Consider the following 25,315-nt stretch of genomic DNA (forward strand, 5'->3'; position numbering starts at 1 on the left):
GGCGCGCCCGCACCGACCGAGACTGACCCCATGCCGCCACCCGATCGCCGGCGCCGGCCGGTCCCCGTCCTGTCCACCCTGGCCGTCGTCGGCCTCGCCTGGGCCGCCCTCGCCCTGGTCATCGGGGTGCTGCCGGGCATCACGGCGGACAGCGCCGCGGCGGTGCTGCTCGCCGCGATCGTGCTCGGCCTGCTGGGCGCGGTCCTGCGGCCGCTGTTCGTGCGGCTCTGCTCGGCGGCCGGCTGGCTCGGTGTGGTCGCCGGCTGGCTGGTGAGCCAGGCGCTGCTCGTCTATACCGCGCTGTGGCTCACTCCCGGGGTCCAGGTGGACGGCTTCTGGTCGGCGTTCTGGGCCGCCTGGATCGGCGCCGTGCTGACCAGCGTCGGCCTGTGGCTGGTGACGGCCGGCCAGCCGGGGGCGACGACCCGCCACCTGCTCCGCGTCAACCGGCGCTACCGGCCCGCCGAACCCCGCACCGCGACCCCCGGCGTCGTCATGATCCAGATCGACGGCCTGTCCGCACCGCTCACCCGCTGGGCCGTCGAGGCGGGCAACCTGCCGACCCTGAGCCGCTGGCTGCGCTCGGGCAGTCACACACTGAGCGAATGGCACGCGCAGCTGCCGGCGACCACCCCGGCCAGCCAGGCCGGCCTGCTGCACGGCGCCAGCGACCAGGTGCCGGCCTTCCGGTGGTACGAGAAGGAGACCGGTCGCCTGGTCGTGACCAACCGCCCACGGGACAGCGCGCTGGTCGAGTTCCGCTGCTCCGACGGGTACGGCCTGCTGGCCGACGGCGGGGTGAGCGTCAGCAACGTCTTCTCCGGGGACGCCACCCTCTCCCTGCTCACCATGAGCAAGGTCGGGGCGAACCGGCCGGACCGCTCGGTCAGCACCTACCTGCTCGACCCGTTCGGCCTGAGCCGGTCGCTGGTGCTGACCGTGGGCGAGATCGTCAAGGAGCTGGCCCAGGCCCGCCGGCAGCGGCTGCGTCACGTGCAGCCGCGGATGCGCCGCACCGGCGCGTACGTGCTGCTGCGCGGCGCGACCAACGTCCTGTTGCGGCACCTGAACCTGGCCGTGCTGGCCGAGCAGATCATGCGCGGGGCACCGGCGATCTACTGCGATTTCGTCGACTACGACGAGATCGCCCATCACGCCGGCCCGGCCCGGCCGGAGTCGCTCGCCTCGCTCGAGGGCATCGACGACGTCCTGGCCATGCTGGAGGAGGTGGCCGGGGTCGCACCCCGGCCGTACCACCTGGTCGTGCTGTCCGACCACGGGCAGAGCCAGGGTGCGACGTTCGCCCAGCGCTACGGGCTGCGGCTGGAGGACCTGGTGCGGCAGCTCACCACGGCGGACGAGGTGCTCGCCACCCGCGACAACGAGCAGGAGGGCCGCGCCCGGGTCCTCGAGGCCGGGCTGGTCCGGCCGGTGCCGCCGGAGGAGGACCCCGCCCATCCCGAGATCGTCGTCGCGGCCTCCGGCAACCTCGCGCTGATCTATCTGGCCCGGCTGCCCGGCCGGGTGACGATGGAGCAGATCGAGAGCATGCACCCGAGGCTGCTGCCCGGACTGACCGCCCACCCCGGCGTCGGCTTCGTGCTGGTGCGCTCCTGGCGGTGGGGACCGCTGGTGCTCGGTCCCGACGGCCGGCGGCGCCTGCGCGACGACCACGTCGAGGGCCTCGACCCGCTCGCCTCCTTCGGCCCGCACGCGGCCGACGACCTGCGCCGCCACGACGCCCTGGCGCACACCGGTGATCTGGTGGTGAACAGCCTCTGGGAACCGGCGACCGAGGAGGTCGCCGCGTTCGAGGAGCTGATCGGCTGCCACGGCGGACTCGGCGGCGGGCAGAGCCGTCCCGTGCTGGTCCACCCTCGGGAGTGGACAGTCCCGGCGGAGCTCGTCGGGGCCGACGCCGTGCACCGGTGGCTGTGCACCTGGCTGGAGAAGACCGGCTGCCGTACGGCTCCGGCCGAGCCCGGCCCGCTCAGTGCAACAGAGTCTTGAGCAGGATCATCGCCGCGCCGAACCCTCCGGCGATCATCGTCGAGACCAGCCGTTCCACCGTCGTGAGCCGGCCCGCGGTGCCCATCCGCCAGCCGGCCACGCACAGCAGCGCCGTGGTGCACCCCAGCGCGGCGAACTCCGCCGTCGCCAGGCCGACACCGGCCAGTCGCATCAGCACCAGGACGAGCAGCGGCAGAGCCGAGGCGGTCACCATCTCCCAGCCGCTGGTCAGCTGCTGCCGTACGGTCTGCCAGGTGGGCCGGTGCCCCTCGTGGATGCGTTCGGCCAGGATCCGGGCGTACCGTTCGGCGGCCCAGTAGATGATGAGGGTGGCCAGCACGGCCAGGACCTCCTGCCAGGCCCGCTCGGCGTGCGAGGTGACCAGCATCGCGGCGCACACGATGACGCCGTAGATCCCGGACGCGGTGCCCTCCGCGGTGGCGTGGGTGAGGCGGACGAAGGTGCGCGGCATGATCCGAGATTGCTCGACGCCGCGTACCGGGTCCTCATCCGGCCGGGGTGAACCCGCCGCCCCGGCTGTCGCCGGGGGGAAGCCGGAGCCGGTCCTGTTCGCGCGTCAACAGCCGCAGGGCGCGCCGGTCGGCGGTGGTCGGACGGCCGGCGCCGAACGACCGGGGCCACAGCCGGCCGTGCCGGACCGCGGCCACCTCGGCGGCCAGGACGAGCGCGTTGCTCAGGAAGTAGAGCAGGGCGAAGACGCCGGCGACGGTGGCGAATCCGCCGTAGACCAGACCGGCGCCGCGGACCAGCCGGGGCAGCACCGCGGCGCCCACGTTGAGTGTCGTGGTGACGGCCACCGCTCCGGTCAGGGCCGCCGGCCACAGCGATCGCAGGGGCGCCGGCCGGTCCAGCAGCAGCCGGGCGAGGGCGGTGAGCACCGCGCCGGACACCAGGCACGAGGCGGCCAGCCCGAGGGCGCGGGACAGCCCGTACGGCGTCGAGGTGATCGCCACGGTGAGCACGCCGGCGGCGATCGCGCCGGTCAGGATCGCCGCCAGCCCGGTGAGCACGCGCAGGATGCGTGACACCGCGCCACGCCGGTCCCGGAACGGTACGGCGGCGAGATGGTTGAGCGTGAGGTACGCCGAGAAGACCACTCCGGTGCCGGAGTAGGCCAGCCCGATCATCCCCGCGATCAGGGCCGTCCGGGACCGGGACAGCACCGCGACCGAGTCCGCCATGTCGGCCCGCAACGACGGCGGCACGATCGCGGCGACCACGTCCGCGCGCAGCTCCGGGGAGTCCAGGAAGACCCGGGACACCACGGCCGCGCCCAGCAGCAGGACCGGGAAGAGGCTGAGGAAGCCGTAGTAGGTGATGAGTGCGGCCTCACGTGCGCCGCCGTCGTCCAGGTACTTGCGGACGACGGCGTAGCAGAAGGCGAGCGGTGCGTACCGCCGCTGGAGGTTGTCGAGCCGGCCGTGCTCCATCTCCACGGCCGGCTCCCTTCGCGGCTAGAGCTGCTTTCCCCGGTACCGCTGGAGGAACAGCGCCTCGGCGGTGGCCAGGGCGGCGATCTCGTCCGGGTGCACACTCTCGTTCGGCGCGTGGATCAGGGCCAGCGGCTCCTCCACCCCCATCAGGATGATCTCGCTGTCCGGGTAGGTGTCGGCGAAGACGTTGCACAGCGGGATCGAGCCGCCCTGCCCGAGGGACGTCATCTCCCGCCCGTACGCGTCGCGCATGGCCGAGGCCAGCGCCCGGTAGGCCGGACCGCCGGTCCGGGCCTCGAACGGCTGGCCCAGAGCCTCCGTCGCCACGCTCACGTGGACACCCCAGGGTGCCGCCGCGTGCAGGTGGCCGACCAGGGCCTCGTGCGCCTTGACCGCGTCCATGCCCGGCGGCACCCGCAGGTTGAGCCGGGCCCGGGCGTGGGGCTGGATCGCCGCGGCCGAGCCGACCACCGGCGGGCAGTCGATGCCGAGGACGGTGACGGCGGGGCGGGCCCAGATCATGTCGGCCACGGTGCCGTCGCCGAGCAGGTACGCCCCGTCGAGCATCCCGGCGTCGGCCCGGAACCGGTCGGCCGGATAGTCCTCGCCGGTCCAGGTCTGGGTGTTGTCCAGGCCGGTGACCGTGGTGTTGCCGGTGTCGTCGCGCAGGGTGGCGAGGATGTGGATGAGGGCGGCCAGGGCGTCGGGTGCGGCTCCGCCGAACATGCCCGAGTGCACCTCGGAGGAGAGGGCCTCGACGCCGACCACGAGGTTGACCATGCCGCGCAGGCTGACCGTGGCCGCCGGTACGCCGACCGCGGCGTTGCCGGTGTCGCAGACCAGGATGGCGTCGGCCCGCAGCAGGTCGGCGTGGCGGGTCACGAAGTCCTCGAGCCCACCGGTGCCCTGTTCCTCGGAGCCCTCCACGATCAGTTTCAGGTTGACCGGTATCTCGCCGCGCAGGGCCCGCAGGGCGGTGAGGTGCATGATGATGTTGCCCTTGCAGTCGGCGGTGCCGCGGCCGTACCAGCGGCCGTTCACCTCGGTGAGGTCGAACGGCGGCGTACGCCAGGCCTCGTCGTCCAGCGGTGGCTGCACGTCGTAGTGGGCGTACAGCAGCACGGTCGGCGCGCCGGGATCGGCCACCCGGCGTTCACCGTAGACGGCGTTGCTGCCGTCGCTGGTCCGGCGCAGGCCCAGACCGTCGAAGCCGGCCTCGGCGAAGCGGTCCACCACCCATTGCGCGGCCCGGTCGCACTTCTCGGGCGGATACTGCCGGGGGTCGGCCACCGACGGGATGGCCACCAGGGCGGCGAGGTCGGCGCGGGCCCGGCCCATCAGTGCGTCGACGCGGTCACGCAGCTCCCGGGCGTTCATCCCGCCACCTCCGCGGTCTTGAGGTCGTCGACGACCCGCTGGAACCGTTCGAGGTAGCGCGGGCAGTAGACCTTGATGATGGCCAGCTGGCCCCGCATGGCGTTGTTGTCGGCGATCACCGGACGCTGGCCGGGCCCGGCCGCGCCGTTGGTGAGCATGCCGTAGAGCACGCCCCGGCGCAGCGCGTTGTCCGGATCGGCGCAGACCGCGCCGCCGTCGTCGCCGAGCACCTGGGCGATCCGGTCGGTGTCCGGTACCCGCAGGCCCGCGGCGGCCAGTTCGGAGCTGAGCTGCGCCGCCTTGTCCTGGGCCTGGTTGTCCTCGCGCGCGCTGAGGAAAGCGACCATCGCCACGCCGGTGAGCAGCAGGAAGATGATGCCGAGCACGAGATAGGTGACCTTGTGGCTGGTGTGGGCGACTGAGACGCTCATGCGACCGGCACCTCTTCCGGGTCGGCTGTCTTCCAGGACGGCTTGCGCAGCTTGTAGAACAGGAACGGCACCAGCAGCCCGAGACCGAGCGCGCCGCCGGCGACGATGAGCAGATAGACCCCGACGTTGCTGGAACCGAACTGGGACGGCGGGACGAAGCCGATCAGCAGGGCGGCCAGCGAGGCGGCGAAGCCGACACCGCAGAGCGCGGTGAGCATCGGGGCACGGTAGCCGCGCGGGTGGTCGGGCCGGCTGCGGCGCAGCCGGACGGCGGCGACGAACATCAGCAGGTACATGATCAGGTAGACCTGCGTGGTGATCACGGAGAAGATCCAGTACGCGCTGGAGACGTCCGGGATGAACGCGTAGGCCAGCGCGATCACCGTGGTGACCAGTCCCTGGGCGACCAGGATGTTCTGCTGCACCCCGTGCTTGTTCAGCCGTTGCAGGACCGGCGGCAGGTAGCCCTCCTGGCGCGAGATCAGCAGCAGGCCCTTGGACGGGCCGGCCAGCCAGGTGAGCATGCCGCCGAGCGACGCGACGACCAGCATGACGCCGAGGATCGGCGTCAGCCACTGCGAGTCGAACGCGGCGAACACCGCGTCGAACGCCTGCATGACGCCGGCGGTCAGGGAGAGCTCGTCGGCCGGCACGATCCAGCTGATGGCCAGCGCGGGCAGGATGAAGATGAGCAGCACGAGACCCATGGCCAGGAACATCGCCCGGGGGAACTCGCGGCCCGGCCGGCGCAGCGAGGACACGTGCACGGCGTTCATCTCCATGCCGGAGTACGACAGGAAGTTGTTGACGATGAGCACCAGGCTGGACAACCCGGCCCAGGCGGGCAGCAGGTGGTCGGCGGTCATCGGGGCGGCGGACTCGTTGCCCTGGCCCAGGAAGGCGATGCCGAGGATGACCAGCAGCGCTCCCGGGACCAGCGTGCCGATGATCAGGCCGCCGCTGGCCAGGCCGGCCACGCCGCTGGTGCCGCGGGACGACACCCACACCCCGCTCCAGTAGCAGACCATGATCACGACTGCCGTCCAGACGCCGCTGCCGGCCAGGTCGGGGTTGATCACGTAGGCCAGCGTGCTCGCCACGAAGCCCAACAGGCTGGGGTAGTAGAAGATCGTCATGGCGAACTGGCACCAGACGGCCAGGAAGCCCAGCGGCTTCGACAGACCCTGACTCACCCAGTTGTAGACGCCACCCTCCCAGCCGGACGCCAGCTCGGCCGAGACCAGGGCCGTCGGCAGCAGGAACACCAGGGCCGGTACGACGTACAGGAAGATGCTGGCCAGGCCGTAGACCGCCATGGTCGGGGCGGGACGCAGGCTGGCCACCGAGCTGGTGGTCATCAGCGCCAGGGCGACCCATGAGATGTAGGCCATGGTCCGCTTGGTCTTCGGGGGACTGCTCTGCTCACCCGCCGCGTCCAGCGGCACCGAACGCCGAGCGGGCACATCCATTGCGCTCACGTCGTTTCCCTTCATCGGTTGCAGTGGACACCGCGACTGGTCGCATCATCGGCCGCCCGGCGATGGCCACACCTCATCCCCGGCGGGCGAGCGATGAGTGGTGGTCACGGCGCCAGGCGCAGCGACGTCACCAGGGCGCGGTACAGCGGATGACCGCAGAGCACGCCGAGGGCGACCGCGACCATCGAGGTGGTGGCGCCGAGCAGGTCCTCGGCGCCGCGTACCTCGTTGCGGCTGAGGTACTCGGTCATCCCGATCAGGCTCAGCGCGCCGGGAACGAGCAGCCAGAACCCCGGCAGGAAGGAGACCAGCGCCGGGGGCCCGGACGGTCTGCGCTCGACCAGGTACGCGACCACGGTCAGCACGACCGCCCCGCAGTACCCGCTCAGGTAGCTGCCCAGCACCACGTCGCCGAGATACTGGCCGATCCAGCCGGCGTACAGCACCAGGCAGAGCCAGCCCAGCGTGTGCCGGGGCCCGGACTGGACCAGGTAGGTGCCCAGCCCCATGACCAGCGGACCGAACCAGGGGGCCCAGGCGTTGAGCGCGTCCGGCGGCCCACCGGCCGTCACGGCGGCCGGCGGCAGGCCCACCAGCTGGGCGGCCCCGATGATGCCGAACGCGAGCAGCAGCAGCTGCAGGATGCCCGCCACCAGCCGGCTCGACCCGGTGACCAGCGCGGCGGCGGACACCTCGACGACGGCCATGGTCAGCATGGCCCCGGGCAGGAAGGTGGCCAGCGGCGCGACCAGGGCGCGCAGATCCACATCGGCCCAGCCGGTGCCGGCGAGCAGCAGCGTGCTCGCCGTGACCGAGAACGCCGCGGTCACCGGCATGATCATCTGAACGCTCGTCCAGCGGGCGCCGATCAGCTTGAACGTGCCCACCAACGCGCCGAACAGCGCCGACAGCAGCAGATCGGTCCAGCTCGCCGCCAGGATGAGGCAGATGCCGCCGGCCAGCACGGCATGGCCGGTGATCTGGGCGAAGGGCCGGAAGCGGGGCGTCATCGCGATGATCTCGCTGATCCGCCGGCTGCCGTCGGCGGGCGCCACCTCGCCGCGCTCGGCGGTCCTCAGCAGGTCGTACACCGCGGCGGTCTGGTCGAGCCGGAGGCCGCCGCGCAGCTGCCGGGTCGGCTCCAGCGTGGCGGACCGCCCCGGCTCGAGGGCCACGACCAGGTACGTCGGCAGGACACTGACCCGGGCGTCCGGTGCGCCGTAGACGGCCGCGACCCGGCACAGACGTTCCTCGATCTGATTGACCGCCTCGCCCGCCGCGGTCATCGCACTGCCCAGATAGAGCAGGAACTGCCGCAGGTCACGGATCCGCTGCCGGCCGGACATCGTCGACTCCGCCATCCGCGACCGCCTCTCTCCGCCCGGACGTTAGGGGAGGGGCGGCCGCCTGTATTCATTCCGCGCGAAGGATGCCGCGCCGGTCCCGCCCCGCGATGTTTGGCTGAGTCGAGGCGGGGCGGACCGGCGGCAGCGGCCGGTGCGGTCCACCGGCCGGCGACCGCGGCGCCGACCGGCCACCTGACCCGGACTGCCGTCCGGAGGTGGCCGGGCACGGCGTCCACGACCGAGAGCGCGGACGCCGGAGCACCCGGCCCAGCGTCGCGTGACCGCTATGGAGGCATCGATGAACAGGTTCCCGGCGGTCGCCGGTCTCACGCTGGCGGCTCTGCTGCTCGGCCCGGCCGCGTGCGGCGCCGGTGGCGGGACCGAGTCGCCGTCCTCACCGCGCCCGGAGATCTCAGCCGACCGCGCGACGCCGACGCGCACCGGTCGCACCCAGGACGCCGCGGCCCCGGAACCCACGCGTGCCAAGGCCACCCCGACAAGGACCGCCGAGCTGTCCCGGACCACCGGGCCCGCCCGGACCACGGAGCCGGCCCGGACGGCCGAGCCGGCCCGGACCGCTGAGCCCGCCCGGACCACCGAGCCGGCCCGGACCGCTGAGCCCGTGCCGACGGCTGAGCCCGTACGGACGACCGAGCCCGCCCGGACCACCGAGCCGGCGCGGACGACCGCGCCGGCGCCGGCCACCGAGCCGGCCCCGGCCGTCGCGCCGACGGCGACGACTGTCCCGCCGACGACGCCGGCCGCCGGAGCGGGCGACCCGGCCTCCTCGCCCGCCGCGGCCGGGTCGGCCACCGACGGCGGGCTGGGCCTGCTCGGCTGGCTCCTGGTCCTCGGCCTGTTCGGGATCCTGCTCGCCGTCGTGCTGGTCAGCCGGTCGCGGCGGGTGGCCGGCTGGCGGGCCGAGGCGGCCGCCCTGGCCACGGAGACCCGGACGGTCCTCGACGTACGCCTGACCCCGGTCCTCGCCCGGCTGACCGCCGCCGAGCGGGACCTCTTGTGGCCTGGGGTCCGCGACGGTCTCGCCGGGCTGGAGGCCCGCTGGGCCGGCCTGTCCACCCGCGCCCCGGAGACGGCCGGCCAGGCCTCCGCCGCGCAGACCGCCGGGCTGCTCGAGCACCTGATCGCGGTGGTGGACGCGGAGAGCGACGCGCTCGCCGCCGGAGCGGACTGGCGGCCGCTGCGGGCCCAGGTGGACGCCGACCTCGACGCCCTCGCCGCCGCGCTGGGGCCGCAGCCCGCGCCCGGATCACCGCCCGGCGAGCCGGGTCCCGCCGCCTACGCGGGTTGAGTGCCGGCCCGGCCGTGGGGACGTCGCCGTTGCGCCCGCGGCGTCAGGCGTGGTGGGTGCGGACGCCGGCAATCGCGCTGACCACCGTGCCGATCCCGGCGATGGACACGCCGCAACCGATTTGCGGCCGGCTCAGGACGGCGATCGCACCGGCCACAGTGATCAGCGCGGCGGCGATCCGCGGGCCGCCGCGCTCCACGGCCGGGCCGCCCACCGCCCGGGCGAGTTGCGCCAGGCCGTCCAGCAGCCGGCCGAGAGCCACGGCGACCAGCAGCAGCACCAGCGAGCCGGTGAGACAACGCAGGCAGAGAACGCTCAGGATGACGGCGTACGGGCAACAGCCGCGGGGAGCCGGATGTCGACGGCGGTCACCAGCCGGCTCGGTGGTCCAGGAGTCCCGGTCATGCCGCCGTGCTGCGGTGGCTCTCGCCCGGCGGCCTCATCCCGTCGGCATGAGCGCGACCGCGCAGCAGCCGGCCGGCCAGGCTCTCGTCCAGGGTGAGGACCCGGCCGACGATCGCGCTCAGCAGCACGCAGAACGCCACGACGTACAGCCAGCCGATGTAGGTGAAGGCGACACCGATGGTGCCGTAGCGCTCGGAGCTGGACGCCAGGGCCCGGGGCAGGTACACCGACCCGATCGGCCGGACCACCAGCATCACCACGCCGAAGAGCACGCCGCCGGCCACGAGCAGCCGGACCGGCACCCCGCGGCCGAGCAGCAGCCGCGGAACGAGCACGGCGACCCCGATGTCGGCGAGCAGCAGCAGGGTGGCCACCGCGAGCTCCGGCAGGGAGAGGCGGTGGGCCACCCCGCTCATCAGGCGGGAACCCACCATGAATCCGGCCAGGACCAGCACGGCGATCAGCCAGCGCCACGACGCCCGCGGACCGGACGGCGCTCGGCGGACCTCCCACACCACGGCGTGGGCCCGGGCCAGCGCGCGGGCCAGCCCCGTCGAGGACACCAGCACGATGAGGCCGCCGACCACGCCGAAGGTGCTGAAGCCGCCATGGCCGAAAGCGTCGTCGAGCACCCGCCGGGAGTTCTCCGGCAGGCCGGCCGCCTCGGCCAGTTCGCGGCCCGAGCCGTTGCCCAGCATCGATCCCAGCAGGATCAGGACCGGGAAGATCGAGGTGAACGCCTGTGCGGCCAGGGTCATGGCCCGGTCGAAGATCTGCACCCGGACCACCCCGGCCATGGTCCGGGCGCCCAGGCGGACGGGTCCACGCCGGGTGAGCCAGGCCAGGGCCGGGCGCAGCCGCGGTGGCACGGCGGCCAGGACGCGCGCCACGCGCTCGCCCCATTCGTCGGGGACGGTCTCGACCGCGCCCCGGCCGGCTTCGCGGTGCGGGCTTTCCGGAACGGGCGGCACGACGGTCATCCCGGAGGGACGGCAGCCGGCCGGTCGCCGGCGGCCGGTTCCTCCGGCGAGCCGTCGCTGGAGATCAACGCGCCGATCCAGCGGGTCGCCGGGTCGATGTCCACCAGCAGGCCCTTGGTCAGCAGGCTCAGCGGAATCGCCAGCAGGGCGCCCAGCGGGCCCAGGACCCAGGTCCAGAACACCAGCGACAGGAACGACACGGACGCCGACAGCCCGACCGCGTCGCCGACGATCTTGGGCTGGATCACCGACTGGATCACGAAGTTGACCAGGCAGTAGAGCGCGATGACGGCGACCATCAGCCGCGGGCCGCCCTCGAGCAGGCCCAGCAGCGCGGGCGGCACCAGGCCGACGACGAAGCCGATGTTCGGGATGTAGTTGGTGATGAACGACAGCAGTCCCCACAGCACCGGCAGCGGGATGCCCAGCGCCCACAGCATCAGGGTGTCGATGACCGCCACGATGATGCCGAAGATGGTCGAGACGAGCAGGTAGCGCCGGGTGCCCTGGGCGAAGCCGCGCAGCGCGCCGACGACCTCGGGGCGCTCCTGAGCGGCTTTCCGGAGCCGTGCCGGGAAATGCACGGCGTCCAGGCACAAAAAGAGCAGAACGGCGAGCAGGAAGAAGCCGTTGGACAGCACACCGACGGCACCGCCGAGGACCGCCTGCACGAGGTCGGCGACGCCGCCGGCCCGGACCGGCGCGGTGAGCTCCTGCACCTGTTGCGGGCCGATGCCGAAGCCGTCGAGTGTCCGGGTCGCGTCCGCGCGCAGCTGCGCGAACTGGGCCTGGTACTGCGGCATCAGGTCGATAAGCCGGGCCAGGGCGAACACCAGGGCGCCGCCCAGGCCGAGCAGGATCAGATACACCGTCGCGATCAGTGCCAGCCCGGCGGTCCAGGCCGGCGCGCCGTGCCGGCGCAGCCAGGTACCGATCGGGCTCGCCGTCACGGTCAGCATGAGGGCGAGCAGGACCGGGCCGAGGATGTCCGACACCGAGCGCATACCGGCCACGGCGACGACCGTGCCGGCCAGCCCGAGCAGCACCACCACCCCGCGGGGCAGGAGAGAGGCGCTGGTGCCCGCGCCGGTGGACGGGTGGGTCGGCAAGGCGCCGTCGTGGCGTCCGCGCAGCCGGATCGCCGGCCGCGGGACCGGCATTGATCTCCGGACCACGGTGCATCCTTTCGTCGGGTCCGGGCGCCGAGGCCCCGGCTCCTCAGCGGTCGGCCTCGACCTCGCCGCCGTGCATGGTGAGTGCGTAGATGACCAGGACGTCCAGGGCGATGATGATGGTGCTCCAGATCGGGTAGGCCGACAGGAAGGCCAGGTTCACCAGGGCGCTGAGCACCCCGATGATGATCCCGACCACCCGGGCCCACATCTGCCCGGCCAGTACGCCGATCCCGGTGCCCACCGCGATCAGCCCGAGGCCGAGATGGACCCATCCCCAGGCGGTGTAGTCCATCGTGATGAGCAGGCCGCTGCGGGTGACGTAGAAGTACTCGTCCCGCAGGATCGCGACGAAGCCCTGCATCATCTGGAAGCCGCCCGTGAGGGCCAGCAGGACGCCACCGAAGACCACCAGGCCGACCCACCCGGTGCGTTCCTCTGTGTCTGACATGGCAGAGCCACCTTCCCTTGCCGGTGATCGGTTGTCCGGTCCGGACGGGTCCGTCAGGAACGGCTGCGCGGACAGTCACACGCTCCGGGTGAGCACCGGTCCACGGCGGACGACGAGCACGTCGTCCGCCCACATCGCCCACATCCGCCGCGACCAGTGCCGCCGCAGCCGGGGCCAGCTCACCGAGGTGTAGCCCGGTGGCCGGCAGTGACTCCACCATGGTGATCTCCTTCGCTCGAGGTGTGGTCGTATGGTCCGCGCCCGTCCGCACCGGCCGCGCCATCCTGCGGGAATGAGCGGGTCAGTCCGCGAAGCCGGACTGTGGCTTCGGCTCCTCGTCCGGCGGCAGCCGGCGCACCTCGATCAGGCGGAGCCCCAGGCCGTGCATCCGCGAGATGAGTCCGACGACGGCGGACTGGTCCGGCAGCGACCCGTGCAGCACGGTCTCCGGCGGTTCGACGCGCACGGTGAGGTCCGGCAGCTCGGCCAGCAGCTCAGCCGGAATCACCCCGGACACTCTGACCTGGTACGTCGGCTCGACCATGACCCTCGCACCTCATCCCGTGACGTTCTCGGTCGTGGCCATGTGCTCCTCCTTCGACAGGTGTTCCTCCTCGAACGGACCTGCCCCAGCGTGCGGTGACCGGTCGGCGGGCACGTCATCCCGCGCGAGTGACGGTGCGGCCGGCGGGAGCTGCCGCCGGTTTCCCGCGTACGGCGGTCCGGATCGTCCCGGCGGGATGGTGCGGGCCGGTCATCGGGGGTGTGTCGTCGCAGTCAACAGGTCCGACACGGTTTCATCCCAGCTCCGGAGGTACCCGATGACCATTCGCGCGGCAGATCGCACCGAGGCGGCGCCGGCCGTCGGACGGGCCGCGGGCCCGGCGGCCCGCTACGCCGCAGGACGGTCGGCCCGGCACCACGTGCCGTTCGACGCCCAGGCCGTCCTGGCCCCGGCGGAGGGCAGGGCCGATCCGGTCGAGCTGCTGGAGGGACAGGCGGCCACCCGGGTGCCGGAGCTGGTGCCGATCCGGTACGGCCGGATGCTGGTCTCCCCGCTGACTTTCTTCCGGGGCGCCGCCGTGATCATGGCAGCGGACCTGGCCCGGACCCCCTCCTCGGGTATGTTCAGCCAGCTCTGCGGGGACGCGCACCTGAGCAACTTCGGGGTGTTCGCGTCACCGGAACGGCGCCTGGTGTTCGACATCAACGATTTCGACGAGACCCACCCGGGGCCGTGGGAGTGGGACCTCAAGCGCCTGGTGGCCAGCCTCGTCGTCGCCGCACGGCAGAACGGCCTGCGCCGCAAGGCCCGCGCCGACGTCGTGGCGTCCACGGTGGCTCGCTACCGGCAGGCGATGACCACCTTCGCCCAGCAACGCGAGCTCAAGGTGTGGTACGCCCGGGCCGACGTCGACGAGGTCGGCCTGCTGGCCAAGAACCAGGTGAGCAAGGCCCGGCGCAAGACCTTCGCCGAGGCACAGGCCAAGGCCCGTACGCGCGACAGCCTCCAGGTCTTCCGCAAGCTGACGGCGGTGGTGGACGGCCGCCGCCGCATCGTCGCCGACCCGCCGCTGTTGGTGCCGATCGAGGACCTGCTGCCCGACGCCGACCGGACCCAGTTGGAGACGCAGCTGCGGGGGGTGCTGGACGGTTACGCGGCCACGCTGGCCCCGGACCGGCGGCATCTGTTCGGCTCCTTCCAGTTCGTGGACCTGGCGCGCAAGGTCGTCGGGGTGGGCAGCGTCGGCACCCGGTGCTGGATGGTGCTGCTCAGCGGGCGCGACGAGGACGACCCGCTGCTGCTGCAGGTCAAGGAGGCACCGCCGTCGGTCCTGGCCACCCACGTCGGGGAATCCGCGACGGCCCCTTGGGACAGCGAGGGCGAGCGGGTCGTGACCGGCCAGCGGTTGATGCAGGCCGCCAGCGACATCTTCCTCGGCTGGCAGACCGTCGACGGGTTCGACGGCCGGGTCCGTGACTTCTACGTGCGTCAGTTGCGCGACTGGAAGGGCTCCGCGGTCGTGGAGACCATGGACGTCCGGACACTGGCGGTCTACGGGGCCCTGTGCGGGTGGACCCTGGCGCGGGCCCATGCCCGTACCGGTGACCGGATCGCCATCGCCGGGTATCTCGAGCACGGCGCCGGCTTCGACGCGGCCATGGTCGAGTTCGGCGAGCTCTACGCCGACCGCAACGAGCAGGACTTCCGTCGGTTGACCGAGGCGGCCGCCGCCGGCCGCATCGAGGTGCACCGCGGCGTGTGAGCGCCGGCCACCCCGGTCCCGCGTGCCGCCGGTGCGCCGGTCAGGCCCAGCTACGGCCGGCCGGCGCACCGGCCACGTCGGCGTCCGAACAGTGCACGCGCACCATCTCGACGCCGCAACTGTTCAACCGGGTCAGCAGGGCGCTCAGCTCGGCGGCGGACAGACGCCCGGTGATGGTCGAGTGCCGTGCCACGGCCTCACAACGCAGGTCGGCGAACGTGGTTCGGAGCAAGGGACCGAGAAAGCCCCGTACCCGGATCTCGATTCTCATTCCCATCACGGACCAATCCTCCGGAGAGCGGACAAGGGTGGTGAACCTCTGTTCACCACCCTTTCGCGTTCCCGGCCTCAGCAGTTCATCCGAGGCGGGTGGTCGCCGACCTGCCGACCGCTGTCACCAGGACCTCGTAGGTCGCGAGCAACACCGCGATCACCAGCAGGGACGTCCACGACGACAGCAGCAGCGCGAGCACTGCCCCGGCGACGAGGCCGCCCACCCGCAGCGCGTCGAGGTGCCGTCCCGCCCAGCCCGGACCGTGCCGGCCCAGCGCGTGTGCTGCCCGGCTGGTGCCGCGGCCCGCGGCCCGGACCCCGGTGACGACCGTGTGGCGCAGCCACCTCGGGCCCCGGGCCGGGCCGATGAGGTACATGACCACGGCCAGCAGCACGCCGATCCAGATCAGCTGGGTGCCCCGGGTCCGCAGTTGCGCGAACACGACGTTGAACGCGGCCGCGACGCCGTCGCGGTACAGGCCGGCGGGAACCTCCTGCAGCACCTGGGTGCGGACGGCCCGCAGGACCGCGGTGATCGCCACCGCGGCGACCACCAGCCACAGGCCCAGCTGCAGCAACGTGCGCCGGCGGACCGGCGACACAGCCAGCGCGACGAGCAGCAGCACGATCGTGGCCACCACGACCAGGACCAGGTCACGCTTCGCGGTGACCACGGCCTGCTGGGCGGCGCGCAGCTGCCCGGAGTCGTAGACGGTGAACTGGGCGAAGTTCGGCGGCAGGGTGACGCCCAGGGTCTCCTGCACCCGGTCCCGCAGATCGACCGGGATCGCCCCGCTGCTCAGGTCCGGCAGCGTGAGCTGCTTGCCGAACAGCGTCGGCAGCTGGGCGCTGAGCACCCGGAGCACCTGATTGATCAACGGAAGCAGGTCGATCTCGACCCGGTTCTCCCGGGCCAGCACCACGTCGCTGGAACCGTTGAGGATGGCGACGGCGCGCGCGTGCGCGCGCCGGTTCAGCTCGACCCAGATGCTCTGGAAGCGGTCGCTGCGCAGCACCGTGGTGGTGATCTCGCGGATCTTGCCGGACAGCTGATCGGCCACCGGGCCGGCGATGAAGGCGGCCTGCTGGGGCAGGACGGTGCGCAGCCGCTGTTCCACGTCGACGGCCTCGAAGACCTGGATCGTGGCGTAGTCGGCGACCGCGGCGGAGATCTGCGGGTTCTGCGGCAGCGGCGCCACCGTCGCCACCCATCGGTCGGTGTTCATCGCGGTCCGCGCGGCCCACACTCCGACCACACTGCCGGCCAGCGCGAAGGCGGTCACGGCGACCAGGACCGCGGCGACGACGCGACGCAGGGTGCGGACGGCCGAGGAACGACGCTGCCGGGTGTCGAGCTTGGCGTGCAGCGCGGACACTTCCTCGCGCAGACGCGTCAGCTCTCCGGCGTCGGTGGGGCCGCCGGGCCGGTCCTCCGGCGGCGGCACCGGGGGTACGGGCCCCGGTTCGGGTGTTGCGGTGTCCGCGTGCGGGGCATCCGGCCGGGCCATGGTTTCCTCCTCTGGGTCGACGGGCAGAAGGGGCCTGCGCCGCCGCACCGCCGCGGCGCGGGCCCGCTCCGACGCCAGGCTGCCGGGGACGGGGACCGCGCTCATCGGTCCCCGCCCCCGGCAGCACCCCCTCGGTGATGCCTTCCGCGGTCAGGCGCCGGCCAGCCGGATCGCCTGCTGCATCTTGCCGGCGGCGGAGACGATCCGGGCGCTGCCGACCACCGGTGCGAGCTCGATCAGCAGCGCCCGGACGGTCTCCGGTCGCAGCCCGGCCTCCTCGGCCAGACTCAGGTGCACCAGGTAGGACGGTGCCGACGCGTCCAGCGCGATGAGGGCCGCGAACCGGGCCAGCAGTGCGGTCCTCGGTCCGATCGCCTCTTGCCGCAGCGCGCCCGCGTTCATCCGGGTGAGGGCCTCCATCACGGGACCACTCCCTTCTTCGAGGTCGCGCAGCAACTCGTCCAGGTTCATGTCGGTCGGCATCGCATCCCCTCCCGTCGGCGGATCTCACCGCCACGACCAGCCTCCCGGCCGGCCTCACCCCGCGCCTCATCCCGGGGGGACGACCCGCGGCGGCCCGCCGGCGGTCGTGCCGGCGGTCCGGAATCGCTCCGGCGGGGTGACGTCCGGCGGTGCCGCGCCTGCCACCGTGAGGTGCGCGAACGCACCTGCCCAGAGCGGAGGCTCGACGATGAATGAAGCACCGGCAGAGACCGGACGATCAGTTCGCCGGTTGCTCGTGTCGGCCGCGGTGCTGGAGGCGACGGCCGGGGCCCTCGGGCTCGCCGGCCTCGTCTTGTGCACGGTCGCGGTCACCGCGGTGACCCGGCAACGCATGGCGAGAATGGAGGTTCCGCCGGCCGAGCTGGCCCGGCAGCACTGGGCCAGGGCCCGGGCCGCGACGTCCGCCGGCCTGGGTGCCTGGCGCGGCCTGCCGCCGAGCTCGCGCCCCGACGGCCTGCGGCCGGGGCACCAGGCAGCGCGGGTGTGAACCCGGCGGTGGCCGAGGCCGCGACAGCGGCAGCGGCAACCGTCACAGGCGCCGCGTGCGGGTGTCCCACCCGTACGGGATGAGAACCGCCCCGGCCGTCGGACTGTTCACTGGACCCACGAGGCCCGCGCCGTCGCGCGGCCCCGGAACGGAAGGTGATCCCGTTGCTGTGCGCGTTCTTCTTGGTGGTGTGTCTCATCGCGGCCGGTGTCTTCGCGTGCCGGCCGCAGCTGCTCCGGTCGTTGTTCGCGGCCGCCGGTGAGCCGTCCGGCCCGGTCGCCGCCGGGGGCACCCGCTTGCCGGACCACAGTCCCCAGACCTTGGAGGGCGTGCTGACCCGCCAGCTCGTGACGGGCGAGATCACCGGGCCGCAGTACCGGCAGGCCATGGCCACCATCGCCGTCCGGGACGCCGAGCGTCATCCCCTGCACGTGCCGCCGGAGAGCAGCCCGCCGGAGGCCGCCTGAACGCCCCGGAGACCCCGGAAATCGTTCCGCCGGGGTGACGCCGGGCCGGGTGGCGGCTGCCATGGTGACCGCAGCGCAAGCCCGTACCGTCCGAAGCGGAGGCTCGAGGATGAGACAGACGCAGGCACAGCTCGCACGATCAGGTCGCCGGCTGGTGGTGACGGGCGCGGTGCTGGAGGCGGCAGCCGTCGCCCTCGGCATCGCGGGGCTGGTGACGTGGACGATCGCGGCCACCTCCCGGACGCAGCAACGCGTCGCCCGGATGGAGGTCCCGCCGGCCGAGCTCGCGCGGCGGCACTGGGCCAGGGCGAGGGCCGCGACCTCCGCCGGCGTCGGCGCCTGGCGCGGCCTGCCGGCCGGCCGGGAGACCGCGCGTCGCTGACCGCCCGGCCTGGTCTACGGCAACCAGATCAGGACGCAACTGCCGGACCGGCGCCCGGCCGGGACCACCGATGGTCCGATCCGTGGCGTCCCGTTCCGCTCAGGATCCGGGTTGCCGACCGGTGCTCCCGGCTGTGGTGATCCGCAGCCGGGAGCGACATGCCGCCGGGGCAGATCGCGGACGGGATGCATGACCACCGACAGGGGCCGGCGCTGTTCGTGGGCCGCGGCCCGCTTCTCCAGGCGGTCCAGCTGGACCGCGCTCGCCGAGACGAACAGCACGGCGGCCAGGACGGCGAGGAGCGTCCGGGGGACTGTGGCGTGCCGCCGAGTGAGCTGCATGTCTTCCTCCTCGCCCCGTGAGGATGCCGGGCGTGCGGCCTCGGCACGTCATCTGCCACGGGTGAACAGCGGCCGGCCGTGCTCACCGCGGAACCGAAACCATCCACCCGGGGTGAGGGGTCCGCGGCCACCGGACGTGACCGTGGAGCGGTACGCCGGGCGGGACCGGCCCGCACGCACCCTGGGGGCGCACGATGACCGAAGTGACCAGCACGATCGACGAGCACCGGTCCGGTGCCGCCGCCGACCCACCTCCCTGGTACGCCCGCACACCGGCCGAGGCGGTCACCGTCCTCGGCACGGATCCGGAGCGCGGGCTGGACGGCGCGGCGGCGGCCGACCGGCTGCACCGGCTCGGCCCCAACCGGATCGCCGAGGAGAAGCCGCCGTCCATCGGGGCGGTGGCGCTGCAGCAGCTGCGTGATCCGATGAACATCATGCTGGTGATCGTGGTGGCCGCGGGCATCGTCATCGGCGAGTTCTCCACGGCGCTCATCGTGGCGCTGCTCGTGCTGCTCAACGTGGTGCTCGGCGCCCGCCAGGAACTCGCCGCCCGGGCCAGCGTGGACGCCCTGGCCAAGATGCAGGTGCCCGAGGCCCGGACGGTACGCGACGGTGAGGTCGTGGCGGTGCCGGCCGTGCAGCTGGTTCCCGGCGACATCGTGCGGCTGGAGGCCGGCGACCTCGTCCCGGCCGACGGACGGGTCCTGCGCTCGGCGACCCTGGAGGCCCAGGAGGCGGCGCTGACCGGGGAGAGCGCGCCGGTCGCCAAGGACGCGCGGGTGCTGCCGCCGGGCGACGTGGCGCTGGGCGACCGGTCCAACATGCTGTTCCAGAACACGTCGGTGACCCGCGGTACGGCGTCGATGGTGGTCACGGCGACCGGCATGCAGACCGAGATGGGCCGGATCGCCACCATGCTGACCCAGGTCCGGCGGACCCGGTCGCCGCTGCAACGGGAGCTCGACTCGCTCACCAAGGTGCTCGGGATCATCGCCTGGACCGCGGTCGCGTTCATCGTGGTGGTGGGGTGGCTGCGCGGCCTGGCCCTGGAACAGTTGCTGCTGCTGGGCACCGCGATGGCGATCTCCGCCATTCCGACCGGCCTGCCGGCCTTCGTCGCGGGGCTGCTCTCCTACGGGGCCAAGAACCTCGCCCAGGCTCGGGCCATCGTCAAGAACCTCACCGACGTCGAGACGCTCGGGGCCACGAGCGCCATCAACACCGACAAGACCGGCACGCTGACCATGAACGAGATGATGGTCTCGATGCTCTACACCGGGGGCGCCTGGTTCTCGGTGGCGGGCGAGGGCTATCGCAAGACCGGCGCGATCACGTCGGCGGCCGGCACGCCCGTGCCCGACTTCACCCGGCTGGGCCTGGGCCTCGCGCTGGACAGCGACGCCACGGTCACCGACGACGGGGTGGTGGTCGGTGACCCCACCGAGGCGGCGCTGGTCGTGCTGGCGGCCAAGCTGGGCATCGACGCCGCGGAGACCAGGCGGGCGTACCCGCGCCTGGCCGAGGTGCCGTTCGATTCCGACTACAAGTTCATGGCCACCTTCCACCGCTACCCGGCCGACGGCGGGGAGCAGATCATCGAGCTGGTCAAGGGCGCGCCGGACGTGGTGCTGGCCCGGTGCGACCGGGCCGGCGGCCCGCTGCACGAGCGGCAGCAGCCGATCGGTGAGGTCCGCGCGGCGATCGACGCCGCCAACCAGCGGATGGGCGGGGAGGGGCTGCGGGTGCTCGCGTTCGCGGCCCGGATCGTCGAGCCCGGCGAGGTGCCGGAGGTGGAACGCGATCCGATGTCGCTGACCACCGGGCTGAGCTTCGTCGGCCTGGCCGGCATGATCGACCCGCTGCGGGCCGAGGCCCGCGACGCGGTGCGTACCGCGCTGCGGGCCGGGATCGACGTCCGGATGATCACCGGTGACCACGCGGTCACGGCCCAGGCGATCGCCGGCAAGCTCGGGCTCGGCCCGGGCGCGGTCAGCGGCACCGAGCTGCGCGAGCTGTCCGACGACGAGCTCACCCGGCGACTGCCCCAGCTGCACGTCTTCGGCCGGGTGTCACCCCAGGACAAGCTGCGCCTGGCCCGGGTGATGCAGGCCGACGGCCGGATCGTCGCCATGACCGGGGACGCGGTCAACGACGCCGCGGCGTTGAAACAGGCCGACATCGGCGTCGCCATGGGCAGCGGCAGCGAGGTCACCAAGCAGGCCGCCCGCATGATCCTCACCGACGACAACTTCGGCACCCTGGTACGCGCGGTCGGGATCGGCCGCCGGGTGTACGAGAAGATCGTCGCCTACGTGCGGTACCAGATGACCCAGCTGCTCGCCCTGGTGCTGCTCTTCGTGGCGGCCACCGCGTTCAACATCAACCAGGGCGTGGCGCTGACCCCGTCGATGGTGCTCTACCTGTTCTTCTTCGCCACCGCCATCGGCGTGATCATCATCGCCGTGGACCCGGGCGATCCGCACGTCATGGACCGGCCTCCGCGCGACCCCAAGGTGCCGATCACCAACCGGCGAGCGGTGCTGTACTGGCTGCTCTACGCGGGGGTGCTGTTCGCCGCTGCGCTCGTACCGCTGGTCGCCGGTCCGGACCGGCCGCGCACCGACGCGCCCAGCGCGGCCATGACCATGGCCTTCGTGGTGCTCGGCCTCGGCACGGTCGGCAACGCGCTCACCAACCGCCGGGACCCGGCGTCCGGCCTGGTGCCGCCGATCGGCCGGGCCGCCGCCATCGGCCTGATCCCGGTCGTCCTGCTGGTGATCGCCACCCGGGTCGACTTCCTGCAGCACAGCCTGCTGACGCAGCCGCTGACCGGTCCCCAGTGGCTGGCCTGCCTGGCTCTCGGCCTCGCCCTGCCGGTGGCGGTCGAGACGGCGAAGCTGGTGCGCCGGCACCAGGTGCCCCGGGTGGCCACCGATCCGGTGCCGGCGGTCACCCCGGAACGCGGCCGTCCACCGGCCCTGACCATCGTCCCGCCGATTCCCCGCTGAACGCCGAGGAGAGCCATGGCCAAGCACAAACACACGGATCCGGCGGCCGGCCCCGGCCAGCTGCCCCGACCGCGGATGAAGAACAAGGAGTACCGGCGGGAACTGCGCGGGCTGCACGCCGAGCTGGTCGCGTTGCAGGAGTGGGTGCGGTCCACCGGCGCCAAGGTCTGTGTGGTGTTCGAGGGCCGGGACACCGCGGGCAAGGGCGGCACGATCAAGGCGATCACCGAGCGGGTGAGCCCGCGGGTGTTCCGGGTGGTCGCGCTGCCCGCACCGAGCGCGCGCGAGCGGTCGCAGATGTATCTGCAACGGTACGTGCCGCATCTGCCGGGCGCCGGTGACGTGGTCATCTTCGACCGCAGCTGGTACAACCGGGCCGGCGTCGAGCCGGTGATGGGCTTCTGCACCCAGCGGCAGACCGACGAGTTCCTGCAGGCGGCGCCGGATGTCGAACGCGCCATCGTCGACTCCGGGGTGATCCTGCTCAAGTACTGGCTGGAGGTCAGTGCCGACGAGCAGACCCGGCGCCTGCAGAGCCGCATCGACGATCCGCGCAAGGTGTGGAAGCTGTCGGAGCTGGACCTCAAGTCCTACAGCCGGTGGCACGAGTACTCCCGGTGCCGTGACGAGATGTTCCGGGCGACGGACACCGCCTGGGCGCCGTGGTACGTGGCCCGTACCGACGACAAGAAGCGCGGGCGGCTCAACATCATCAACCACCTGCTCGCCAACGTCCCGTACGAGCCGCTGAAGCATCGCGCGGTGAGCCTGCCGAAGCGGGACAAGGCCAACGGATACCACGAACCGGCCATGCCGCTGCGGTTCATCGCTACGCCGTACTGACCCCAGCGCCGGCTGCCACGGGCGGCGGCAGCCTCGTTGCTGTCGCCGCCCCGGCCGGTCACGAGACGATGTGCATCTCGTGCGGGGTGTTGTTGAGCCGTCGCCCGCCTTCCTCGGTCACCGTGACGATGTCCTCGATCCGCACGCCGAACCGGCCGGGCAGGTAGACGCCGGGCTCGATCGAGAAGCACATGCCGGGCACCAGCGGCCGCCACTCACCCTCCACCAGGTACGGCGGCTCGTGCGTGGTCAGCCCGATGCCGTGCCCGGTGCGGTGGATGAAGTACCGGCCGTACCCGGCGTCGTCGATGACCCGGCGCGCCACCCGGTCGATGTCCTGGCACGCCACGCCCGGGCGCACCGCCTCGAAGGCCGCCTGCTGGGCCCGGCGGACCAGGTCGAAGACCTCGTGTTCCTCGTCGGTGGCCGGGCCGACGTGCACGGTCCGGGTGGTGTCGGAGCCGTAGCCCTCGCACAGGCCGCCGAAGTCCAGGATCACCATGTCGCCGTCCCGCACGATCCGCTCACCCATCTCGTGGTGCGGCATGGCGCCGTTGGGACCGGAACCGACGATGGTGAAGTCGACCTGGCTGTGCCCGTGCTCGCGCAGGAACCCGGCCAGATCGGCGCCGATCTCGCGTTCGGTGCGGCCGGCGAAGCGTACGCCGATGATCTGCTCGTAGGCCGCGTCGGCGGCCGCCCCCGCGGCGGCGAGCCGGCTGACCTCGTCGGTGCCCTTGACCGCCCGCAGCATCGGCAGCGCTGTCGTCATCGCGCTGTAACGGCAGCCCGGCACCAGCCGCTGCAGGCCGAGCAGGTGCATCGCCCACGTGGAATCGGACATCGCGTAGTGGCCGACGGTGTCCAGCAGCGATCCGAGGACGGCGTACGGGTCGTCCCCGTCGGCCCAGTCGACCAGCGAGACGGCGCCCACGCCGGGGGCCGTCTCGACATCGGGCCGTTCGAGCGCCGGGACCAGCATGACCGGTTCCCGGTCGGCGTCCAGGATCAGCAGGGTGATCCGTTCCGTGACGGCGGTCGGGTGATAGCCGGTGAAGTAGGCGAGATCGGGACCGGGACTCACCAGGATCCCGGTGAGCCCGGCCTCGCGGGCCTGCATGACCGCGCGCTCCATGCGGCGGGCGTAGTCCTTCGCGTCGAACGGTCTGGACGTCATCGCACGTGCCTCCTGTCGCCGGCGTGGCAGTCGCCTCAGCGGCGCCCGGCCGGCTGTGTCGGGATGGTGTGAGTGGCCGCCGCCGCGGCGGCGGAACGGTCGAGAGTGGTGAGCGGCCTGCCGCGGTGCCGGCCCATCAGCACGGCGAGGAGGATGCCCGCCGCGGCAGTGCCGGCCAGCAGCACGGACGAGCGGGACAGTCCGGCCGCCAGCGCATCAGCGGCCGTTGCGCCGGCGGCGGTCCGGTTCGCCGACACCGCGGTGGACACGGTGGCCGCGGCGGCGACGGCCAGGGACCCGCCGACGTACCGGGCCATGTTGGAGATGCCCGAGGCCTGGCCCATCTCCGCCGGGGCGACGGCGGCGGTGGACGCCGAGGACGCCGGCCCGTTGGCCAGGCCCAGCCCGATCGCGGTCACGGCCAGCGGCAGCACGAAGGCGGCGTAGCTCCAGGACGCGGTGACGAACGCGAGCGTCGCGCAGCCGAGAGCGGACAGCGCGAAGCCGACGGCGACCGCCTGCCGGGTGCCGATCCGTACCGCCAGCGGGGTGATCAGCGGGGTGACCGCGATCATCGCCGCCGCGGCCGGCAGGGTGGCGAAGCCGGCCTCCAGCGCGCTCATGCCGAAGCCCGCCGGATCCTGGAAGTACAGGCTGAGGGTGTACATCAGGGCGTTGATCGCGCCGGCGACGAGCAGGATGGCCAGGGTCGCCCCGACCACCACGCGGTTGCGCAGCAGCCGCAGGTCGACCAGGGGAGCGGCGGCCCGGCGCTCGGCGGCCACGAATCCGGCCGCGCCGAGCACCGAGATCACCAGGCAGCCGATCGTCGGCAGCGAGACCCAGCCCCAGTCGGCGCCCTCGCTGAGCGCCAGCACGAGCGGCACCAGCGCGACCGCGATGAGTACCGTGCCCAGCACGTCGATCGAGCGGGGACGGTCGGGGTCCCGCGATTCGGCGACGGTCCGCAGGGTCAGCGGGATGCAGGCGGCCGCGACAGCGGCGTCGATCCAGAAGAGACCCTGCCAGCCGGTCGTGTCGGCCAGCAGCCCGCCGATCAGTGGCCCGGCGGCCGCGCCGACCGCGGAAGCCGCGCCCCACAACGTGATGGCGCGCATCTGGCCGGCGCCGGACGAGGCGACCGACAACAGGCTCATGCCGCAGGCGAGCACCGTCGAGCCGGCCGCTCCCTGGATCATCCGGCCGGCGATCACCCCGGTGTCGCTGCCGGACAGGGCGATGAGCACGCAGGAGGCGGTGAACAGGATGAGACCGCCGACGAAGATGCGCCGGCGGCCGAAGACGTCCCCCATCGCGCCGGCGGTCACGATGACCGCGGCGCCGACGAGCATGTACCCGGTGACCGCCCACTGCAGCCGGCTCACCGTGGTGTTCAGATCCGCACTGATCGCCGGCAGCAGGATCGTCACCGCGGACGTGTTCGCGTTGACCACCAGGGCCGAGACGCAGGCCGCCAGCAGGACACCCCGGCCCGCGACGCGGTTGTCGCGCGCTGTCGTGCCGAGCCCGGCCATCAGCTTTCACCCGTTCGTGGCATGACTTCCCCCTCCGCGGGCCGCGGTCGGCCGCCCGCGTACCAGCCTGGCAACCGGCCGGTGCGGGAGCCTCACTCGGCGCGGAT

The 25,315-nt window shown here is 72.9% G+C and carries 25 protein-coding genes; 8 read left to right on the plus strand and 17 right to left on the minus strand.

Annotation, left to right across the window (positions count from 1 at the left end; all coding sequences use genetic code 11):
- Positions 1 to 30: 30 nt before the first annotated feature.
- Positions 31 to 2,010 carry a phage holin family protein gene (locus AB0C12_RS34460; RefSeq protein WP_360554244.1) on the plus strand — a complete coding sequence of 660 codons (1,980 nt, stop codon included), beginning with the start codon at positions 31 to 33 and terminating at the stop codon, positions 2,008 to 2,010.
- Here AB0C12_RS34460 and AB0C12_RS34465 read toward each other — a convergent pair.
- The 6 genes from AB0C12_RS34465 to AB0C12_RS34490 all read right to left on the minus strand — a co-directional run bounded on the left by AB0C12_RS34465 (position 1,991) and on the right by AB0C12_RS34490 (position 8,111).
- The gene (locus tag AB0C12_RS34465; protein ID WP_360554245.1) at positions 1,991 to 2,482 is read right to left on the minus strand and encodes a hypothetical protein; all 492 of its coding nucleotides are present in this window, start codon (positions 2,480 to 2,482) and stop codon (positions 1,991 to 1,993) included. The two genes, AB0C12_RS34460 and AB0C12_RS34465, sit on opposite strands and share 20 nt — an antisense overlap.
- Positions 2,483 to 2,516: 34 nt before the next feature.
- The gene (locus AB0C12_RS34470) at positions 2,517 to 3,461 is read right to left on the minus strand and encodes a YhjD/YihY/BrkB family envelope integrity protein (protein WP_360554304.1); all 945 of its coding nucleotides are present in this window, start codon (positions 3,459 to 3,461) and stop codon (positions 2,517 to 2,519) included.
- 24 nt (positions 3,462 to 3,485) lie between these two features.
- Positions 3,486 to 4,841 carry a dipeptidase gene (locus AB0C12_RS34475; protein WP_360554246.1) on the minus strand — a complete coding sequence of 452 codons (1,356 nt, stop codon included), beginning with the start codon at positions 4,839 to 4,841 and terminating at the stop codon, positions 3,486 to 3,488.
- Entirely contained in the window at positions 4,838 to 5,272 is a 435-nt protein-coding gene (locus AB0C12_RS34480) for a hypothetical protein (RefSeq protein ID WP_360554248.1), read from the minus strand. The genes AB0C12_RS34475 and AB0C12_RS34480 overlap by 4 nt, the downstream gene beginning before the upstream one ends.
- Entirely contained in the window at positions 5,269 to 6,741 is a 1,473-nt protein-coding gene (locus AB0C12_RS34485; protein WP_360554306.1) for an APC family permease, read from the minus strand. The genes AB0C12_RS34480 and AB0C12_RS34485 overlap by 4 nt, the downstream gene beginning before the upstream one ends.
- A gap of 113 nt (positions 6,742 to 6,854) precedes the next feature.
- Complete coding sequence (locus AB0C12_RS34490) at positions 6,855 to 8,111, minus strand: threonine/serine exporter family protein (RefSeq protein WP_360554250.1); 1,257 nt, start codon at positions 8,109 to 8,111, stop codon at positions 6,855 to 6,857.
- A 283-nt stretch (positions 8,112 to 8,394) separates the two neighbouring features.
- Here AB0C12_RS34490 and AB0C12_RS34495 point away from each other — a divergent pair, with 283 nt between their 5' ends.
- Positions 8,395 to 9,405, plus strand: a complete 1,011-nt coding sequence (locus AB0C12_RS34495) for a hypothetical protein (RefSeq protein ID WP_360554251.1) — start codon at positions 8,395 to 8,397, stop codon at positions 9,403 to 9,405.
- A gap of 43 nt (positions 9,406 to 9,448) precedes the next feature.
- Here AB0C12_RS34495 and AB0C12_RS34500 read toward each other — a convergent pair whose 3' ends face one another.
- The 5 genes from AB0C12_RS34500 to AB0C12_RS34520 all read right to left on the minus strand — a co-directional run bounded on the left by AB0C12_RS34500 (position 9,449) and on the right by AB0C12_RS34520 (position 12,957).
- Entirely contained in the window at positions 9,449 to 9,685 is a 237-nt protein-coding gene (locus AB0C12_RS34500) for a hypothetical protein (protein ID WP_360554253.1), read from the minus strand.
- A gap of 121 nt (positions 9,686 to 9,806) precedes the next feature.
- Complete coding sequence (locus AB0C12_RS34505) at positions 9,807 to 10,781, minus strand: YhjD/YihY/BrkB family envelope integrity protein (protein WP_360554254.1); 975 nt, start codon at positions 10,779 to 10,781, stop codon at positions 9,807 to 9,809.
- A 5-nt stretch (positions 10,782 to 10,786) separates the two neighbouring features.
- Positions 10,787 to 11,965 carry an AI-2E family transporter gene (locus AB0C12_RS34510; protein ID WP_360554256.1) on the minus strand — a complete coding sequence of 393 codons (1,179 nt, stop codon included), beginning with the start codon at positions 11,963 to 11,965 and terminating at the stop codon, positions 10,787 to 10,789.
- A gap of 43 nt (positions 11,966 to 12,008) precedes the next feature.
- The gene (locus tag AB0C12_RS34515) at positions 12,009 to 12,413 is read right to left on the minus strand and encodes a hypothetical protein (RefSeq protein ID WP_360554257.1); all 405 of its coding nucleotides are present in this window, start codon (positions 12,411 to 12,413) and stop codon (positions 12,009 to 12,011) included.
- A gap of 301 nt (positions 12,414 to 12,714) precedes the next feature.
- Entirely contained in the window at positions 12,715 to 12,957 is a 243-nt protein-coding gene (locus tag AB0C12_RS34520) for a hypothetical protein (RefSeq protein WP_360554259.1), read from the minus strand.
- A gap of 277 nt (positions 12,958 to 13,234) precedes the next feature.
- Between AB0C12_RS34520 and AB0C12_RS34525 the strand changes: the two genes are divergently transcribed.
- Positions 13,235 to 14,680: a DUF2252 domain-containing protein gene (locus tag AB0C12_RS34525; protein WP_360554260.1), complete on the plus strand. Its 1,446-nt coding sequence runs from the start codon at positions 13,235 to 13,237 to the stop codon at positions 14,678 to 14,680.
- A 40-nt stretch (positions 14,681 to 14,720) separates the two neighbouring features.
- Here the strand turns inward: AB0C12_RS34525 and AB0C12_RS34530 are convergent, their stop codons facing one another.
- From AB0C12_RS34530 to AB0C12_RS34540, 3 genes are all read right to left on the minus strand, one after another.
- On the minus strand, positions 14,721 to 14,957 hold the full coding sequence (locus AB0C12_RS34530; protein WP_360554308.1) for a hypothetical protein: 237 nt from the start codon (positions 14,955 to 14,957) through the stop codon (positions 14,721 to 14,723).
- 79 nt (positions 14,958 to 15,036) lie between these two features.
- Positions 15,037 to 16,461, minus strand: a complete 1,425-nt coding sequence (locus AB0C12_RS34535) for a hypothetical protein (RefSeq protein ID WP_360554262.1) — start codon at positions 16,459 to 16,461, stop codon at positions 15,037 to 15,039.
- Positions 16,462 to 16,611: 150 nt separating this feature from the next.
- Complete coding sequence (locus AB0C12_RS34540) at positions 16,612 to 16,944, minus strand: carboxymuconolactone decarboxylase family protein (RefSeq protein WP_360554264.1); 333 nt, start codon at positions 16,942 to 16,944, stop codon at positions 16,612 to 16,614.
- A gap of 208 nt (positions 16,945 to 17,152) precedes the next feature.
- On the opposite strand from AB0C12_RS34540, the gene AB0C12_RS34545 reads away from it, so the two are divergent.
- The 3 genes from AB0C12_RS34545 to AB0C12_RS34555 all read left to right on the plus strand — a co-directional run bounded on the left by AB0C12_RS34545 (position 17,153) and on the right by AB0C12_RS34555 (position 18,301).
- Positions 17,153 to 17,452, plus strand: a complete 300-nt coding sequence (locus tag AB0C12_RS34545; protein ID WP_360554265.1) for a hypothetical protein — start codon at positions 17,153 to 17,155, stop codon at positions 17,450 to 17,452.
- 155 nt (positions 17,453 to 17,607) lie between these two features.
- The gene (locus AB0C12_RS34550) at positions 17,608 to 17,919 is read left to right on the plus strand and encodes a hypothetical protein (RefSeq protein WP_360554267.1); all 312 of its coding nucleotides are present in this window, start codon (positions 17,608 to 17,610) and stop codon (positions 17,917 to 17,919) included.
- A 109-nt stretch (positions 17,920 to 18,028) separates the two neighbouring features.
- Positions 18,029 to 18,301, plus strand: coding sequence for a hypothetical protein (locus AB0C12_RS34555; protein WP_360554269.1), 273 nt, complete (start codon positions 18,029 to 18,031; stop codon positions 18,299 to 18,301).
- 14 nt (positions 18,302 to 18,315) lie between these two features.
- Here the strand turns inward: AB0C12_RS34555 and AB0C12_RS34560 are convergent, their stop codons facing one another.
- Positions 18,316 to 18,642: a hypothetical protein gene (locus AB0C12_RS34560; protein ID WP_360554270.1), complete on the minus strand. Its 327-nt coding sequence runs from the start codon at positions 18,640 to 18,642 to the stop codon at positions 18,316 to 18,318.
- Between the two features lie 203 nt (positions 18,643 to 18,845).
- Between AB0C12_RS34560 and AB0C12_RS34565 the strand changes: the two genes are divergently transcribed.
- Positions 18,846 to 21,653 (plus strand): cation-translocating P-type ATPase, encoded by a 2,808-nt coding sequence (locus tag AB0C12_RS34565; RefSeq protein ID WP_360554272.1) that lies wholly within the window; start codon positions 18,846 to 18,848, stop codon positions 21,651 to 21,653.
- A 15-nt stretch (positions 21,654 to 21,668) separates the two neighbouring features.
- Positions 21,669 to 22,496, plus strand: coding sequence for a polyphosphate kinase 2 (gene ppk2 / locus AB0C12_RS34570; protein ID WP_360554274.1), 828 nt, complete (start codon positions 21,669 to 21,671; stop codon positions 22,494 to 22,496).
- 58 nt (positions 22,497 to 22,554) lie between these two features.
- Here ppk2 and AB0C12_RS34575 read toward each other — a convergent pair whose 3' ends face one another.
- Complete coding sequence (locus tag AB0C12_RS34575; protein ID WP_360554276.1) at positions 22,555 to 23,673, minus strand: aminopeptidase P family protein; 1,119 nt, start codon at positions 23,671 to 23,673, stop codon at positions 22,555 to 22,557.
- A 35-nt stretch (positions 23,674 to 23,708) separates the two neighbouring features.
- Positions 23,709 to 25,208, minus strand: a complete 1,500-nt coding sequence (locus AB0C12_RS34580) for an MFS transporter (protein WP_360554277.1) — start codon at positions 25,206 to 25,208, stop codon at positions 23,709 to 23,711.
- Between the last annotated feature and the right edge of the window lie 107 nt (positions 25,209 to 25,315).

It is taken from the genome of Actinoplanes sp. NPDC048967 (assembly GCF_040649415.1).
In the GTDB taxonomy this organism is placed as follows: Bacteria; Actinomycetota; Actinomycetes; order Mycobacteriales; family Micromonosporaceae; genus Actinoplanes.